The sequence below is a fragment of the Oceanobacillus phoenicis genome (assembly GCF_047238145.1).
In the GTDB taxonomy this organism is placed as follows: domain Bacteria; phylum Bacillota; class Bacilli; order Bacillales; family Amphibacillaceae; genus Oceanobacillus.
The window spans coordinates 258,953-273,711 of record NZ_JBDFME010000002.1 but is presented as its reverse complement, the minus strand read 5'-3'; the positions used below and the strand labels follow the sequence as shown (position 1 = coordinate 273,711).

Sequence of the window (14,759 nt, the reverse complement as noted above, 5' to 3'; positions counted from 1 at the left end):
GGGAGTGTAAACTAAACTGTGTAAGTAAGAATGCGTACGGTTCTTACTCACACAGTTTTTTATTTGGTAGAATAAAAGTAACGAAAAAGGAGTGTGACTGATATGGCAAAGCCAAAGAAAAATCCTAACTCCGAAGAATTAGCGAACAAGATTATTGAAAAATATCAACCAGAATCTGTAGAGGACATGCAGAATGCACTCAAAGATATATTTGGACCTATGTTTGAATCCATGTTAAAGGGTGAAATGAATCATCATTTAGGTTATGATTCGAACAATAAAGAGGAAAAAGAGACAGAAAACAGACGGAATGGCTATGGAAAGAAAACGATTAAAACCAGTACGGGTGAAATGGATATTAAGGTTCCACGAGATCGTGATGGTTCCTATAATCCAGAACTGATACCGAAACGGAAAAAGGATGTATCTGCGATTGAGAGTAAAGTGATTTCGATGTATGCACGCGGGATGTCGCAGCGAGATATATCGTCAACGATTGAAGATATTTATGGTTTTTCAGTGTCCCATGAAATGGTATCGGATATTACAGATCAGGTTCTTCCTGAGTTAGAAGAATGGCAAACCAGACCGTTAAGCAGCTGTTATGCCTTTGTTTTTGTAGACTGTATGTATACAACGATTCGGAATCAATATGAAACAAAGAAATATGCCGTTTATACGATATTAGGATATACCATGGAGGGCACTAAAGAAATTCTTGGATTATGGCTCAATGAAACGGAAAGTAAACATAAATGGATGCAGATTTTCGATGAAATTAAGGCAAGAGGAGTCGAAGATATTTTCTTTATATCTATGGATGGAGTAAGTGGGCTGGAAGAAGGGTCACGTGCCATTTTTCCAGACGTTATTGTACAACGATGCATGGTTCACTTGATTCGTAACTCCGTCAAATACGTTCCTAGTAAGGATTATAAAGCATTTACCCAAGCGTTAAAGAAAATCTATGGTGCCCCAAGCCTGAAGGCTTGTCTAAGTGCTTTCGAATCTTTTCAACAACAATGGGCTGCCTATCCAGGAGCTATTGACGTTTGGACAAGGAACTTTCACCATGTCGAACAGCTTTACGATTATGGAAGTGCTATTCGAAAAGTGATGTACACCACCAACGCAGTGGAAAGTATTCATTCCAGCTTCAGAAAAGTAACAAAAAAAGGAGCATTCCCCAACGAGAACGCTCTATTAAAAGTATTATTTTTACGTGTAAAAGAACTCGAGACCAAATGGGAAGGTGGTCACATCCAAAACTGGGCAATGGTTATGAACCAACTTCTTCTACATGATGAGTTAAAAGATAGGGTGTTAAAGTACCTTGAGTAAAATGGGACTTACACACTTTATTTGACATTCCCAATAAAGCAGGCTTAAGCCTGCTGTTTGCCTTATTAATAATTTTCAAATCGACTTTCCACATAACCATCTATAGACCAAATATTTTCTCCTTCTTCTTCAGCCTGTTGTTGTGCTTCTTCAAATTCCTCTAAATACTTGGTATTTGGTTCATATACATAGCCTACTCTAGCATACCCTTCCTCAATCATTAATTGGTTGAAGTTTTCACCATCAACCCATATATAAGCAAGTATTCGTTCATAATTATCACGTTCAGGATTACCTCTTTCGATTTCTACTTCTTTTCCTTCCTGAAGCACTCCTTTAGCAAACTCACTAGATTCTTCTCCATATGGTTGTGGTTCTTTTTCAGGGTGAACAGATTCTGGGGTATCAATTAATAATAATCTTATTCTTTCTGTATTCCTATCCTCAAACTCAACAATAACTGTATCGCCATCAACAACTCTATCAATGGTAACTAATTCTTTATCGGTAGTACTTTCTTCTGTAGCTGTCGCAGTATCTTCTATTATTGTCTCTAATTCATCACAACCAGCGACTAAAAAAACAAAAAGCAATATTATGAGTAACTTTTTCATTGTTTATCATCCTTTATACTATTACGGTGCTTTTTATAAAACTCAAATGCAGTAGTAACAACCTCACGCATTTCTCTACCTTCTTTTGATGCTAAAACTTTAATATCTTTGTGTACTTCTGCGGGTACTTTTATCTGTTTATCCATCATTTTTTCAACTCTCCCTGCTTTTTTAATGAAAATCCGAACGTTAATTAACTTTCTTTCTCATTTTCATTACCTTCTTTTCCGATTTTTCTATCCGTTCTACATATTTATCTAAAAAGTCATCCATAATTTTTTGCGGAAAATAACCTACTCGCATTTTAATAATATTCTCAATCACCCATACTTTCCTTGTAGCTTCTTCATAATCACTAGAGGTTAAATCATATTCTTGCATATCTGCGCCTTGTCCTTCAGCTTTATGAACATTGATACGTAAATTATAAATATCTGACCGATATTGACGAGCAAAACGTAATAAGAACAATAATTCAATCGTTTCTTTTTCCTTTAGTTCTTTGGTATTCTTAAACATTTCAGATTGATCAGGGATATAATCAATAGTATTTTTAATACGTTCCCCATTGTTTAAAATATATCTATCTTTTAAATCCATTTCACAAAAAGCGCAATAATTTTTATGGATTTCAGTTGCACAAAAAGCACATGTTTTCATCTAACCACCTCCATTATAAGGGGAGACTATCTCCCCTTTATTTTTATATTTCACAACGCAATCATGACAAATAGTAACGGTTTCCTCTGTTCCTACAATCCCCATCATCTCTGTATTTCCGTGTGTACAGACCATATTTTACCATCATTTCTATAGTGCACCATATAGGTTACTAGTTTACTAGTAACCTATATGGTGCTTTTAATTTATTCTATCTCGGATAAAATGCACTTTAATACTGGTATACCACCGTTTTTTGCAAACAATTGAATCTCTAGAAACTGGTCTACTAAATTGTCTGTTGTATCATTAAATTTCCCTTTATAGCTTACTAACTCCCTTACTATTGGTGTTGTTATTTCTCCCTCTGGATGTATTAACTCTCCATTATCATTAATTTGATTTATCATATTTGTAACGACTTCTTGTAATCTTTTCTTACTCATTTTACAACCTCCAATTATTTTTAATTTAATCCTTGTATATAATCGCTAGCCTTCTGTGCTTGTTGCGAAGCTTTAACAATTAATGTTTTATCTTCTTTTAACACTCTCAACCATGAGCCAATATAGCTTGCTGAATTATCAATGGTTTCATTATCAATTCCAGATACTCCACATAACATGGAAGCCCCTAATTCTGCCACTAATTCCTCTTTACTATAACATTCCGTTCCGAAACCATTATGAGCTGTTATACCTTCTCTATCTATCCTGCTTGAATGTCCTGTACTGTGAATCATTTCATGAAATAATGTGCTGTAATACTCGTGTATATTCTCAAACTCTTTCATAGGTGGAACATTTATACGATCTTCAAACGGTTTATACCAAGCTCCTCCGGTTATCGAGCTGTAAGAAGGTGCATTTATATAAATATCTTTGATTTTTTCAGCTTCTTCTATTGGGTCGTGTATATATGTTTCATATTCTCTTTTCGGCTCAATTCCTTCCACCTGAGAACCAACTTCAAAAACTCTATAATACTTTAAAAACGGTATATTTTTTTCTTCTCCTGTTTCTTTATCCTCTACCTCTAACCACTTCCAAAACACAATTATTTGGCTTTTTTCGCCTTTTTTAACCTTACCGCCGGTATCTTTGATTTGCTTAAATGTTAGATATTCCCCACCATCTAGGAGCATCGTATTAATACCTCTATATGGCTTTTGTGTATTCCAATTTACTGCTTGCCCACTTGCAAAAGGCTTTTTCCAAGGTACCGTACCTTTTTCTAGTTTACTTATGATTTGATTTGTGACCATTTCATAGATTTTTTTACTCATTGTTTTAATCTCCTATCTTTTTTAGTATTTTGTAGTTGGCAAATCCGATAAGTGGATTTCCCAAAGGGGATTATTTTTCCCGTTTGCTAAGTAGAAGACAAACAGCTGTAAAAAATCGTCAATAAAACGTGGAATACCGTAACGAAGTGAGGATATGCCGAGCATAGCGACGAAAGTTTATTGACGATCTTTTTACGCCACTCTTAGCATTCAGTAGGAAAGGTTCGGGTGTCCTGCCTTCTGAATGGTTAGAGTGGCAGGTGTTTATTCTTCGGATTGCAAACAGAAAAATAACCAAAATAAAAAAGCAGGCATTAGCCTGCTCTCCTATGGTTTTATTCTTTTTATCTTTTGTTAATCAAGTTAATAATACAATTCTAATTTTTTTAGAGTGGAATAAGTTATATTGAGAGGAGAGGGGTTAATGAGAAAAGTAAAAAAAAGAAAATCACCCCCATCCAATAAACAACTTATGCTTATTTCATTTCTTTTATTTATCTTTTTTACTGTTCTTAGTATTAATCTTATTAACTCCAAAATTAAGCCAACATTGATGTACATAGCTGAGACCAAAACGACTGAATTTGCGACGAGAGCTATTAACTCAACAGTAAAGTTCGCTGAAGAATATACAATTGATGACATCACTAGAAATTCTACAAATGATAATGGAAACACTAGTATTGTTCGCTTTGCAAGTAAAGTTACAATTGTACACCGCCGTGATGAACTACGTGCACAAAAGATTTTGCAACAACGTGCATTTGATAATGATAAGATAGATTTTATTTGGGATACAACGGTAAAAACCATTAATGACAAAGATGGAAAAGTAGGTAGTGTTACATTAGTAAATACTAAAACAGGTGAAGAGTATGAGCATCCTGCAGATGGTGTGTTCATCTACATCGGAATGGTTCCATTAAGTGAACCATTTAAATCATTAGGAATCACCAATGAGGAAGGCTATATACCAACGAATGTAAATATGGAAACGGATATTCCAGGTATTTTGCTGCTGGAGATATTCGTGAAAAAGAACTAAGACAAATTGTTACCGCTACTGGTGACGGCAGTATTGCAGCAAAGTCAACTCAAAAGTACGTTGAGGAGCTAAAAGAAAATTAAAAATCTGAGACAAAAATCCCCGACAGAGTATCGGGGATTTTATACTTTCTATGATTTTATTCTTCTTTTTTCTAAAACACCAACCAATTCTTATGCATATTTATATTTTCATCAGATTTTCACATTAGAGTATTATTATACATATATAATCTTGAAGTCTTACCTTCTTTTTGTAAATAAGGGGCGATTTAAATGAAGTTCAGTATGAACGAATATGGTTTTCAAACTAATCTAGAATTTGGTGAATTAAAGGTATCTAGTCAAGAGGAATACGGCTTTCGACCATATCAACTATTGGTCTCATCCGTTGCAGTATGTAGTGGCAGCTGGCTAAGGAGAATATTAACAAAAATGCGCATTCCATTTGATGATATAACTATTTCGACAACAGTAGATAGAAATCCTGAAATAGCTAACCAGATTGAGTCAATTGATTTACTATTCACCATATCAGGAAAAGATATTTCACCTAGTAAAGTTGAAAAGGCGTTAGCAATAACTCGAAAAAATTGTGCCATGATTCAATCTATCGAGGATAGTATTAAAATTACGGAATCTTTCGAACTAAAATAAAGCAAAAACAAGCAAAGAATAGCTATCAACTTATCTCTCTCTGTTGATAGCTATTTTTTAATAGGAATCGTGAACCAAAATGTATGATTGTCGCCATCGGAAATCAAACCTACCTTTCCGTTATGTCTTTCAATAATTTCCTTTGAAATGGCTAATCCAAGACCACTTCCTCCTTGCTTACGACTTCTAGAGTTATCTATACGATAAAATCTATCAAATATTTTCTCCTGTTCTGACTGCGGTATATGTTTGCCCTCACCAGTAATAGATACTTTATATACGTGATTAAGACACTCTCCCTTAATAGTAACTGGATTCTTTCCTTTGTAGTATCGAATTGCGTTATCCATTAGGTTACTAATCACTTGATAAATCCCAAAGGTGTTGATTTCAACATATCTGCTATCTGCTTGAATGACACAACGAATATCTTGTTTATTTAATAACCAACGAAACATCTCTAATGATTGTTCCACTACAATTGCTATATTTGTGTACTCTTTTTCAGCTAAAGTTTTTCCTGATTCAACATCCCATTCCTTTAATTGATCCATTTGTTCAACCAAATTTGTCAATCGTTTCGATTCATTCAAAAGGGATTCATACAGTTTTGGCTCACCTTCTATTACACCGTTTTTCATAGCATTCAAATAACCATTTAAGTTGGATAGTGGCGTGCGAAATTCATGGGAGAGATCAGATACAATCCTCCGGCGTTGCTGATCGTTCATTTTTATCTGTTCAACTAATTGATTAAAGTGGTCAATTAATTGCCCCATTTCATCTGATGCATGAACTTGAATTGGTTCAGGATAGAAACCTTCTTTCATTCTCTGAGTAGATTTAATTAATTTTTGTAATGGTCTGATTAGTTTATTAGTTAAGTAAAAATGAAGCGTGCTCCCCACTACAACTGCAAAAAGACTAAAAGACAATAAATACTCAAATAATGCCGATTTAAATTGATCCTGTCTTCCTACATCCATTACCATACCTTCAACTAAAAAACAGGCAGTGTTATAGATTGCCCAACTAGTCACTAATATGAACGTGGTAACAACTATTGCATTTAATAACGTCAGCCTAAATATAAACTTTTTAGGCAACCACCCTCTTATTTTACTGAACAAATTTATACCCCATTCCTCTTACAGTCTGAATCCGTTCAGGTGATGCTGGGTTATCTTCTATCTTTTCTCTTAACTTTTTAATATGAGCATCTATTGTCCGATCTAAGATAGCCCGATCAGCGTTAGGATATAGTTGATTAATTAATTGCTCTCTAGATAAAACGATATTGGGATTTTCCATCAGATAATATAGGAGATTAAATTCATGCTTCGTTAAATTGACTCGTTTATCATAAAGCATAACTTCTCCTTTTCTTGGTTTAATACACAATCCATTAGAAGTAACCTTTTGACAGAAGAGCCCCGTTCGCCTCAGAACAGCTTCCACATGAGCAAGTAATTCCTCTGGTTCAAATGGCTTCGTTAAATAACCGTCAGCCCCTAATTTCAATCCATTTATTTTATCTGCTGTTCGAGCCTTTGCTGACAGCATAATAACTGAAACCTCGTTTCGTCCTTGTTCCCTTACCCACTCACAAAATTCCTCTCCACTCAATTTTGGGAGCATTAAGTCGAGGATGATTAAACATGGATGATACGTTAAAAATGCCTCTTTAGCCATTTCACCATCCCCGGCTTCTTTTACATCATAACCTTCCTTATTTAAGTAAATGGTAATCAGTTCACGTATCATTTTGTCATCTTCAATTACTAGAATGGTTTGTTTCATTAAATCACCTGTTTTTTATTTCATATTTTCAAATTCTGATACCATCATTTCATAATTTAGTGCACCAAAGGCTTGATATCGAATAACGCCATTTGAATCAATCATATAAGAAGTTGGAATTGGTCGTATTTGATAGGTTGTTGCAACTTCAATTTTTTTATCTAATAAAACAGGAAATGTTAATCCAAACTCTTCTACAAAATCATGTACATCCTGCATAGAGGCCTCTGTTTCAGTTAAATTAACAGCTAAAATTGTAACGTCCTTCTCTTGATAAAACTTTTCCATGTCAGGCATTTCTGCACGACACGGCGGACACCAAGTAGCCCAGAAATTAAGCATGACCCGCCTGCCTCTAAAGTCCGATAGTTTTACAGTTTCACCATTTAAAGTCTGCAATTTAAAATCTGGTGCGAGATTACCTACCTCTAACCCTACTGTAGCATCTGTAGATTCAACTTCGCTCGTTGAAGTGCTTTGATTACCTTCTGTGTTTAACTCCTCTGTATTTGAAGTTGTAGTATCGTTATCTTCACTCTTGACCAAATCATAAACAGCGTAGCCGAACATCGCTAATAGTACAACAGAAATGATTATTTTCTTCAATGAATATGCCCCCTATTACCCTAAGTTAGCTAACCAGCTATCTTGCACCAGCTTTAATAAGAAATTAGAGATTCTTGCCATCTGACCTGTAAAAAGAAGTACTCCCATGACAATCATGATAGCTCCACCGAATTTCATAATTTTTTGGCTATAACGAACTAGCCATCTTGTAGATCCGATGAAGAAGGTCAATAAAAGAAATGGTATAGCAAAACCGATAACATACATGATGGTATAAATAGCCCCTTGTGTAGGATTATTCCCAGCCACAACAAGAATTGATGCAAAGATAGGTCCAATACAAGGAGTCCATCCAGCTGCAAAGCCCATCCCAACAAATATAGTTCCGAAATACCCTACAGGCTTTTTGTTAAAATGAAACCGTTTCTCTTTCATTAACCCTTTCCACTGGATCCAACCTGCGACAAACAAACCCATTATGATAACAAAAATACCAGCGATTCGTTGCAAAAAGATACCAGATTGTCCTGATAATAAGTCTTGAACCCACTGACCTAAAATAGATACCCCTATTCCTAAACCGATAAATATCATGGAAACACCGGTTAGAAACAGGATTGCGTGTAGCAACAACTTGCTACGAACCTTTAATTCTTGTGAACCCTGAATTTCCTTTACAGTCATTCCTGTAATATAGGATAAATAAGCCGGAAATATAGGAAGTGTACACGGTGATAAAAAGGAAAGAATCCCTGCGCCTAATGCTAGCCATATCGTAATATCAGCAACCGCGCTCATTGTTTCACCTTCTTTCCATAGATAGTTAAGATCACACTACCAACAAGAACAACTGCATAAAACCAATGACTCAGATTGAACTGAAAGACGGTTGTACGAGAAAAAATAGCTAACAGCCATTGACCAATACTCCAAGATAATAGGCCAGTGAACACGAGGTTTTCTTTTGATAACTTGTCTTGTTGCAAAATAAATAGGATAAATAACAGAACAATTAACCCCAAATACTGCCAACTAAATACTGCTGCTCCAAAAATCATTTGGACAAATCCATAAACAAAGGAAGCTGTGAAAAATACAATGAGCCAAGCATACAAAACATCCATTGCTTGGTTATAATCCTTTGCCAACTTTAATTTTACATACACAATGGATAGAGCTACAGCAACATAAAAAGCTTTCGAGTCACTTGGATATGCAAGTATCGGTAAGGGATCATTAATAAAGGTAGAAAGGTTTGTTATAATTTTTCCAAGCCATAAAAATACTACAAACATAATGAACAGATTCATTATTCTATCTATCCGTTTTTTTGTTTCAAGTTTTGAATAAGGGCTTATAAAGCGAAAAAAAACGATCCCTAGCAAAAAGCTTCCAATGAGTAAGACTAATTCACTTTTAATAACTAGAGGTCCAATTAACCAAGCTGATGGCATGATCCTTACCTCCTTCTTCTAACAGAATAAAAGAGAAATGTTAAAGTTTTATGAAAGAAAATAAAAAAAGGTAAAGGCAATGCATTACCTTTACCGTTAAAATCCTGTATTTACGTCTATTAGATACTTTGATCAATACATACAATCAATCTATTTTCAATATCTGCAGCAAATTCCTTAATTGTTTCATCGTTAACCATCTCAATTAGAGCGGTTGGTCTAGGTAAACCAATTTTGACTTTGCCACCATCTTCATAAACAACAATTTTACAAGGTAAAAAGTAACCGACCATTTGGTTTTGAGTTAATACTCTTTGTGCTTCTTTTGGATTACATACTTCCAGCACTAAATATGGTTGGTCAAAATCTAACCCCTTTTCTTGTAATTTAGACTTAATATCAAACTGCCAAAGTACACCAAATTGTTCTTTCTTTAGACTTTCCTCAAGTGATTGAACAGCTTTCTCCATTGTTTTATCTGTTTCAACAGTATAATCGAACATAATAGATGATTCCTCCTAGATAAATTATTTACTTTATATAAATTTTAATAGGATTGAATAGATGACAAATCCTGCTCCTGCCAGGAACATTAGTTTTTGAGATGGTCATAACATTCCCCATAATTTCTTCACTAACTCTTCCCCTCTCAATCCGTAACTTTTATTTCATCCTTGCTTTTACCGCATAATGTTGTGAATTTAAATCAATTAGTTCAGCATCAATGTTTGCATTCTGAATAGTCTCTAGCATATCTGTAGCTGAAATCCTTTCGTGCAGTGGGGGACCTGATTCCGTCTCAATAGCCTTCCACTCGATAAGTAACAGTTGTCCGCCTGGTTTTAAAATTCGCTTAATCTCATTAAGCGTATGATCAATACTAGAAACTTCATGAATAACCATTGAGATAATCGCTTTATTTACTGACTCATCCTCTAGTTTAATTTCTACCAAATCATTTACAACATAATTAATATTCTCTATATTATCCTTTACTGCATTCTCTTTTAACATATCTAGCATCTTAGGCTCAATATCAACAGCATAGACAGTGTTATTAGTGCTTTTAGCAAATTGGAATAGTAAAGTATCCATTACCTGCACCGAGATCTGCAACAACATCATTAGCTTCTACTTCTAAGTATTCGATTATTTTATCAGGTGGTAATAATGCTTTTCTCTCTTCACTCACTAATTTATGTGCTTTATCTAGATTAAACTTCTTACCAGTCAGTGTTCTCACTCCTTTTTTATGAAAAAGGGACCCTCTAAAGGGTCACCTTCTATCCTTTTTTAATCCAAAACTTTAATACATCGCCTTCTTCAGTGTCTTGTAGTAGTTCATGCCCACCAGACTTTGCCCATGCTGCTAAATCACTTTTAGCACCTTTATCTGTAGCATGTACTTCAAGAACATCACCTGATTCTAGCTCATTTATTGCTTTCTTCGTTCTAACAATCGGCATTGGACATGCCAATCCTTTTGCATCTAATACTTTTGTTGATTCCATTATTTTTCCTCCTCATTAACCGTGAACCGCACAGCGGTTTGGTCCAATTTCCATTTCTCTTTGTTTTTCATCTTCAGGTGTGATTTTTCCCATGTTTGTTTCACGGATTTCTTGATATGCATTTGGTTGTGGTGGCAGATTTTCTGTCACCATTTTTCTAAATACATCTTCATCGTCTACTTGCAACCCTTCATTACGTTGATAAAGATCGCCCAAACGTGCAAAAACACTTCCGCCTTTACCAAGTTCTTCTGCAAACGAATAGTGCGCAGGTAAGACGATTAAATCTTCGGATAATTCTTTATATCGTTTATAAAGACTATTACGAAGGTCTCCAACCCAATCTTCCGCTTTACCAGCTAAGTCTGGTCGGCCGATGGATTTCACAAATAGAATGTCACCTGTTAAAAGATACTCATCATCAATAATTAATGATGTGCTTCCAATTGTGTGTCCTGGAGAATAAATTGGTTGTACTTTCACCTTTGTGTTTCCCACAACGATATCGTTTCGTTCTTCTAATCCCTTGAAATCATAGGTCAATTCTGTAGCGTCTTTTGTTGGTAAGTGATACGTTCCACCTACTTTATCAGCTAAAGCACGGCCACCCGAAATGTGATCAGCGTGGAGGTGAGTATCAATTAAATGTTTAATTTGTACTCCTTTTTCTTTGGCGAATGCTTCGTAAATATCAATCATCCGGTTTGTATCAATAATGGCTGCTTCACCATCAGATTCCACCATATACGATAAGCATCCTTTACCTAAACGTACAAATTGATATAAACTTCCGCCATCCTTTAGATTACCAATTTTCACTGGCTCTAGGTGTTCACTCCATGCTTTCATGCCACCTTCTAAATTATAAGTGTTAGTGAATCCACCTTCTTCTTCCAGTAACTCAGCTACCATTTGAGAAGAACCGCCTTTAGCACAAACAACAATAACTGCTTGATCTTTATCTAATTTTTCAGCAACAGGGTCAATTCCATCTAATAAATTAAAGTACGGTTCATTAATTACTTCTACATTCCCGCCTTCAATTTTCCAATTATCAAATTCATCTGTATTTCTAACATCTAAGATCAGTGTTTTTTCATGATTAACAACTTTTTTCGCTAATTCACTAGTTGTTATTGGAGTAGTCAATTTATTTCCTCCTTTATTTAAAATGTTAATGACGTGTTTGCATCTTTCGCATATTCAATAAAGGTAGCAGCGCCGCCTACTTCAATCCCTTCAACAAACGCCTCTTTATCTAAACTCATAACATCCATTGTCATTTGACATGCAATTAATTTAATCCCCATTTCTTGTGCCATTGACACCATTTCTTCAATTGCCGGTACATTCTCACGTTCAAATCCCTCTTGGAAGTGTTCTTTTCCTTCTGGAAGTGGGAGGTTTTTATGTGCCTCCTTATGAATTAGATTTAATCCCTCAAAAGTAAAGAATATACCTACTTCTGCATCAGACGCTGCAGCTGCAAGTGCTACGTTAAAGACTTTATAAGCATCAAAACGTCCTCCATTTGCTGCTATAATTGCAACTTTTGTATTAGTCATTTATTATTCCTCCTAAATTGTTGTGTTCTTATTAATTGCCTTCAGTTGGGCCTTCCCAATTTTTCATACCTGGTACTACATTTTTCACACTCTTAAAACCTTTTTCCATTAGTTTTTGTGCAGCTAAATCACTTCTACTACCCGTTCGGCAAATAACGTGTATATCTTGATCTTTGCTAAGTTCTTCAAAGCGTTTTTCAAGTTCACCTAGAGGTATATTCACAGCACCAGGGATATGACCAAAGGCATATTCAGCTGGTTCGCGAACATCAAGAATAGAAATAGATTCTTCACCTTCTACCTTGTTACGAAGTTCATCTAGATCGACCACATCCTCATGTTTGGTCTCACCTTTTGTCTCCGCTTCACTTGCTTTTCGTAAATAGTGTTTCAATACATCGCCATCTTCTACAGTTCCAAGATATTGATGCCCTGTACTTTCTGCCCACGCTTTGATGTCGGCAGTTGATCCTTTATCTGTTGCTTGCACTTCCATGACCTGACCTGCTTCTAAATTTGTAATTGCTTTTTTTGTCTTAACAATAGGCATTGGACAGGCTAAACCTTTTGCATCTAACACTTCATTTGCTGTAATGCTCACCAATATTCCTCCTTATATCTCAACTTCATCTTCCAAACTCAACATGCCGCCTTCCATATTCGTAACATCATAACCTTCATCCTTTAAGAAAGCACATGCTTTTCCACTTCTACCTCCTGAGCGACACACCATATAATGATGTTCAGTTTTATCAATTTCATTTAATCGCTCTGGAATTTCACCTAAAGGTATATGCTTAGCACCTGGGATTTTACCTTGTGCAACTTCTTCATCTTCGCGAACATCAATAATACTTAACTTTTCTCCTGCTTTTACTTTTTCCGCTAATTCTTTTGCTGTTATTTCTTTCATACTTTCCCTCCCTCCTATAACTCAATGATATTTTCCCCTAATGTATTTTAATTATAACTAAATATACATATACCACTATAGGTATTATGGAAATCAAAAAAATATACCAATACGGGTATTTTTTTGATTATAAAAAAGGTCAACTACTTAAATTTTGTTAACCTCTTTCATGGTACAAAATAAACTATAGAGAGTCAAATCATCTACTTTTCACAAGTAAACTTACTGCTTCTTTGATTAAATCTTCTGAGCTTTCACCAGCTTCTTTATCATCGCGAATACACTGTTCAAGGTTCGTACTAACTATTAAAGCTGCTGTACGGTCAAGAGCACTTCTTACAGCCGACATTTGTGTAACTACATCCCTACATTCTTTTTGCTCTTCCATCATTCGTATTAATCCTCTAACTTGTCCTTCAATTCTTTTCATTCTATTTTTCATTTGAGCATTGTACTCCATAGTGATGATCCCCCTTTCTTATTTTATTAGGTAAGTAATAGCCAACTACACGAAAGTTTTTTTTTGTTAAAAACCTTATACTCAAATTACTTTCAATTTGATCTGAGGCAATTACAATTATATCTTTATCTATTGGTAAATCAGCATAATGTCTTTTCAAATAAGGAAGTGGTAAACAATGAGCATCTCCCATTTTATCTTTACAAGAGGTTTGATAGTCTCTTGTATCTAAAAATACCACATCTTTTCTACCAAATAAACCAGTCGTTCGTCCGCTTAGTTCTTTAATTCCCCATATAGGTATATATCTTTGATAGAGAACCAGGAGACTGATTGAAATTATAATCATTAAGAAACTCATTGATCCTCCCCCTATCTACATTCATATAATATACCCTTAAGGGTATTTTGTCAAATAAAATAAAAAATAATTATTTCAAACCAGCAACTACTCTTCACCTCTTTAAGGTATTAAAAGAATGGAAAAGTAAATCCCAAATACCACTGCAATTATTATGACAAATAAACCAAGTAAGATAATCGTAAATTTCGGTGCATAGAAGGATTGATTATTGATTGCATTAATTTTTCTCATATAAGAAACCATTGCCATAATAATTGTAGCTATCCCTAATATTACTGAAGCCATGCCTATGGTATTTGCTAAAAAGTCACCGAATCGAGTCAGGCTAGATTTCATTGTGAAGTGCAAGTTGGTAACAAGAAATCCAACACCGATAATAGCAATGGCTGTTCTAATCCAAGCTAACAATGTTCGTTCATTCGCCATATGTTGTTGAATATATTGTGAATCCTTTGTTGGTTCATTTTGATACTTTTCTTTGCTCATGAATTAGTCATCTCTTCTTTATCATTTATTCACTAATT

General features: G+C 35.0%; 23 protein-coding genes and 1 pseudogene. 3 read left to right on the top strand and 21 right to left on the bottom strand.

Features of this window, described 5'->3' with window-relative positions; all coding sequences use genetic code 11:
- Nucleotides 1-102: 102 nt before the first annotated feature.
- Nucleotides 103-1,341, top strand: a complete 1,239-nt coding sequence (locus ABC346_RS21235; protein WP_413236695.1) for an IS256 family transposase — start codon at nucleotides 103-105, stop codon at nucleotides 1,339-1,341.
- A gap of 65 nt (nucleotides 1,342-1,406) precedes the next feature.
- Here the strand turns inward: ABC346_RS21235 and ABC346_RS21230 are convergent, their stop codons facing one another.
- The 5 genes from ABC346_RS21230 to ABC346_RS21210 form a co-directional block, all read right to left on the bottom strand.
- Complete coding sequence (locus ABC346_RS21230) at nucleotides 1,407-1,955, bottom strand: thermonuclease family protein (RefSeq protein ID WP_413236694.1); 549 nt, start codon at nucleotides 1,953-1,955, stop codon at nucleotides 1,407-1,409.
- The gene (locus ABC346_RS21225) at nucleotides 1,952-2,104 is read right to left on the bottom strand and encodes a hypothetical protein (RefSeq protein WP_413236693.1); all 153 of its coding nucleotides are present in this window, start codon (nucleotides 2,102-2,104) and stop codon (nucleotides 1,952-1,954) included. Before ABC346_RS21225 ends, ABC346_RS21230 begins: the two co-directional genes overlap by 4 nt.
- A 40-nt stretch (nucleotides 2,105-2,144) precedes the next feature.
- On the bottom strand, nucleotides 2,145-2,615 hold the full coding sequence (locus tag ABC346_RS21220; protein ID WP_413236692.1) for a hypothetical protein: 471 nt from the start codon (nucleotides 2,613-2,615) through the stop codon (nucleotides 2,145-2,147).
- Between the two features lie 206 nt (nucleotides 2,616-2,821).
- Nucleotides 2,822-3,061 carry a hypothetical protein gene (locus tag ABC346_RS21215; RefSeq protein WP_413236691.1) on the bottom strand — a complete coding sequence of 80 codons (240 nt, stop codon included), beginning with the start codon at nucleotides 3,059-3,061 and terminating at the stop codon, nucleotides 2,822-2,824.
- Nucleotides 3,062-3,081: 20 nt separating this feature from the next.
- On the bottom strand, nucleotides 3,082-3,900 hold the full coding sequence (locus ABC346_RS21210; protein WP_413236690.1) for an ArdC family protein: 819 nt from the start codon (nucleotides 3,898-3,900) through the stop codon (nucleotides 3,082-3,084).
- 682 nt (nucleotides 3,901-4,582) lie between these two features.
- Here ABC346_RS21210 and ABC346_RS21205 point away from each other — a divergent pair.
- Together ABC346_RS21205 and ABC346_RS21200 are read left to right on the top strand one after the other, a co-directional pair.
- Nucleotides 4,583-5,028, top strand: a pseudogene (locus ABC346_RS21205) (NAD(P)/FAD-dependent oxidoreductase); the annotation flags it as partial.
- A gap of 192 nt (nucleotides 5,029-5,220) precedes the next feature.
- Complete coding sequence (locus tag ABC346_RS21200; RefSeq protein WP_413236689.1) at nucleotides 5,221-5,601, top strand: OsmC family protein; 381 nt, start codon at nucleotides 5,221-5,223, stop codon at nucleotides 5,599-5,601.
- A gap of 50 nt (nucleotides 5,602-5,651) precedes the next feature.
- Here ABC346_RS21200 and ABC346_RS21195 read toward each other — a convergent pair whose 3' ends face one another.
- From ABC346_RS21195 to ABC346_RS21120, 16 genes are all read right to left on the bottom strand, one after another.
- The gene (locus ABC346_RS21195; RefSeq protein ID WP_413236688.1) at nucleotides 5,652-6,731 is read right to left on the bottom strand and encodes a sensor histidine kinase; all 1,080 of its coding nucleotides are present in this window, start codon (nucleotides 6,729-6,731) and stop codon (nucleotides 5,652-5,654) included.
- A complete protein-coding gene (locus ABC346_RS21190) occupies nucleotides 6,721-7,401 on the bottom strand; it encodes a response regulator transcription factor (protein ID WP_413236687.1) in 681 nt (226 codons plus the stop codon). Before ABC346_RS21190 ends, ABC346_RS21195 begins: the two co-directional genes overlap by 11 nt.
- Before the next feature lie 15 nt (nucleotides 7,402-7,416).
- Nucleotides 7,417-8,007 (bottom strand): peroxiredoxin family protein, encoded by a 591-nt coding sequence (locus tag ABC346_RS21185; RefSeq protein ID WP_413236686.1) that lies wholly within the window; start codon nucleotides 8,005-8,007, stop codon nucleotides 7,417-7,419.
- Between the two features lie 15 nt (nucleotides 8,008-8,022).
- On the bottom strand, nucleotides 8,023-8,766 hold the full coding sequence (locus ABC346_RS21180) for a cytochrome c biogenesis CcdA family protein (RefSeq protein ID WP_277679789.1): 744 nt from the start codon (nucleotides 8,764-8,766) through the stop codon (nucleotides 8,023-8,025).
- Complete coding sequence (locus ABC346_RS21175) at nucleotides 8,763-9,422, bottom strand: hypothetical protein (protein ID WP_413236685.1); 660 nt, start codon at nucleotides 9,420-9,422, stop codon at nucleotides 8,763-8,765. The genes ABC346_RS21180 and ABC346_RS21175 overlap by 4 nt, the downstream gene beginning before the upstream one ends.
- Before the next feature lie 119 nt (nucleotides 9,423-9,541).
- Complete coding sequence (locus ABC346_RS21170) at nucleotides 9,542-9,925, bottom strand: DUF302 domain-containing protein (protein ID WP_277679791.1); 384 nt, start codon at nucleotides 9,923-9,925, stop codon at nucleotides 9,542-9,544.
- 160 nt (nucleotides 9,926-10,085) lie between these two features.
- Nucleotides 10,086-10,517 carry a class I SAM-dependent methyltransferase gene (locus ABC346_RS21165; RefSeq protein ID WP_413236684.1) on the bottom strand — a complete coding sequence of 144 codons (432 nt, stop codon included), beginning with the start codon at nucleotides 10,515-10,517 and terminating at the stop codon, nucleotides 10,086-10,088.
- Entirely contained in the window at nucleotides 10,489-10,665 is a 177-nt protein-coding gene (locus ABC346_RS21160; protein ID WP_413236683.1) for a class I SAM-dependent methyltransferase, read from the bottom strand. The genes ABC346_RS21165 and ABC346_RS21160 overlap by 29 nt, the downstream gene beginning before the upstream one ends.
- Nucleotides 10,666-10,705: 40 nt before the next feature.
- Nucleotides 10,706-10,933 (bottom strand): sulfurtransferase TusA family protein, encoded by a 228-nt coding sequence (locus ABC346_RS21155; RefSeq protein ID WP_018930918.1) that lies wholly within the window; start codon nucleotides 10,931-10,933, stop codon nucleotides 10,706-10,708.
- A gap of 15 nt (nucleotides 10,934-10,948) precedes the next feature.
- Entirely contained in the window at nucleotides 10,949-12,082 is a 1,134-nt protein-coding gene (locus tag ABC346_RS21150; protein WP_413236682.1) for an MBL fold metallo-hydrolase, read from the bottom strand.
- Nucleotides 12,083-12,099: 17 nt separating this feature from the next.
- Complete coding sequence (locus ABC346_RS21145; protein ID WP_413236681.1) at nucleotides 12,100-12,498, bottom strand: DsrE/DsrF/DrsH-like family protein; 399 nt, start codon at nucleotides 12,496-12,498, stop codon at nucleotides 12,100-12,102.
- Between the two features lie 31 nt (nucleotides 12,499-12,529).
- Nucleotides 12,530-13,099, bottom strand: coding sequence for a sulfurtransferase TusA family protein (locus ABC346_RS21140; protein WP_413236680.1), 570 nt, complete (start codon nucleotides 13,097-13,099; stop codon nucleotides 12,530-12,532).
- 12 nt (nucleotides 13,100-13,111) lie between these two features.
- Complete coding sequence (locus ABC346_RS21135; RefSeq protein ID WP_413236679.1) at nucleotides 13,112-13,411, bottom strand: rhodanese-like domain-containing protein; 300 nt, start codon at nucleotides 13,409-13,411, stop codon at nucleotides 13,112-13,114.
- Nucleotides 13,412-13,610: 199 nt separating this feature from the next.
- On the bottom strand, nucleotides 13,611-13,871 hold the full coding sequence (locus ABC346_RS21130) for a metal-sensitive transcriptional regulator (RefSeq protein ID WP_018930923.1): 261 nt from the start codon (nucleotides 13,869-13,871) through the stop codon (nucleotides 13,611-13,613).
- Nucleotides 13,843-14,232 carry a rhodanese-like domain-containing protein gene (locus ABC346_RS21125; RefSeq protein ID WP_413236678.1) on the bottom strand — a complete coding sequence of 130 codons (390 nt, stop codon included), beginning with the start codon at nucleotides 14,230-14,232 and terminating at the stop codon, nucleotides 13,843-13,845. Before ABC346_RS21125 ends, ABC346_RS21130 begins: the two co-directional genes overlap by 29 nt.
- A gap of 102 nt (nucleotides 14,233-14,334) precedes the next feature.
- A complete protein-coding gene (locus tag ABC346_RS21120; protein ID WP_018930925.1) occupies nucleotides 14,335-14,721 on the bottom strand; it encodes a YidH family protein in 387 nt (128 codons plus the stop codon).
- Between the last annotated feature and the right edge of the window lie 38 nt (nucleotides 14,722-14,759).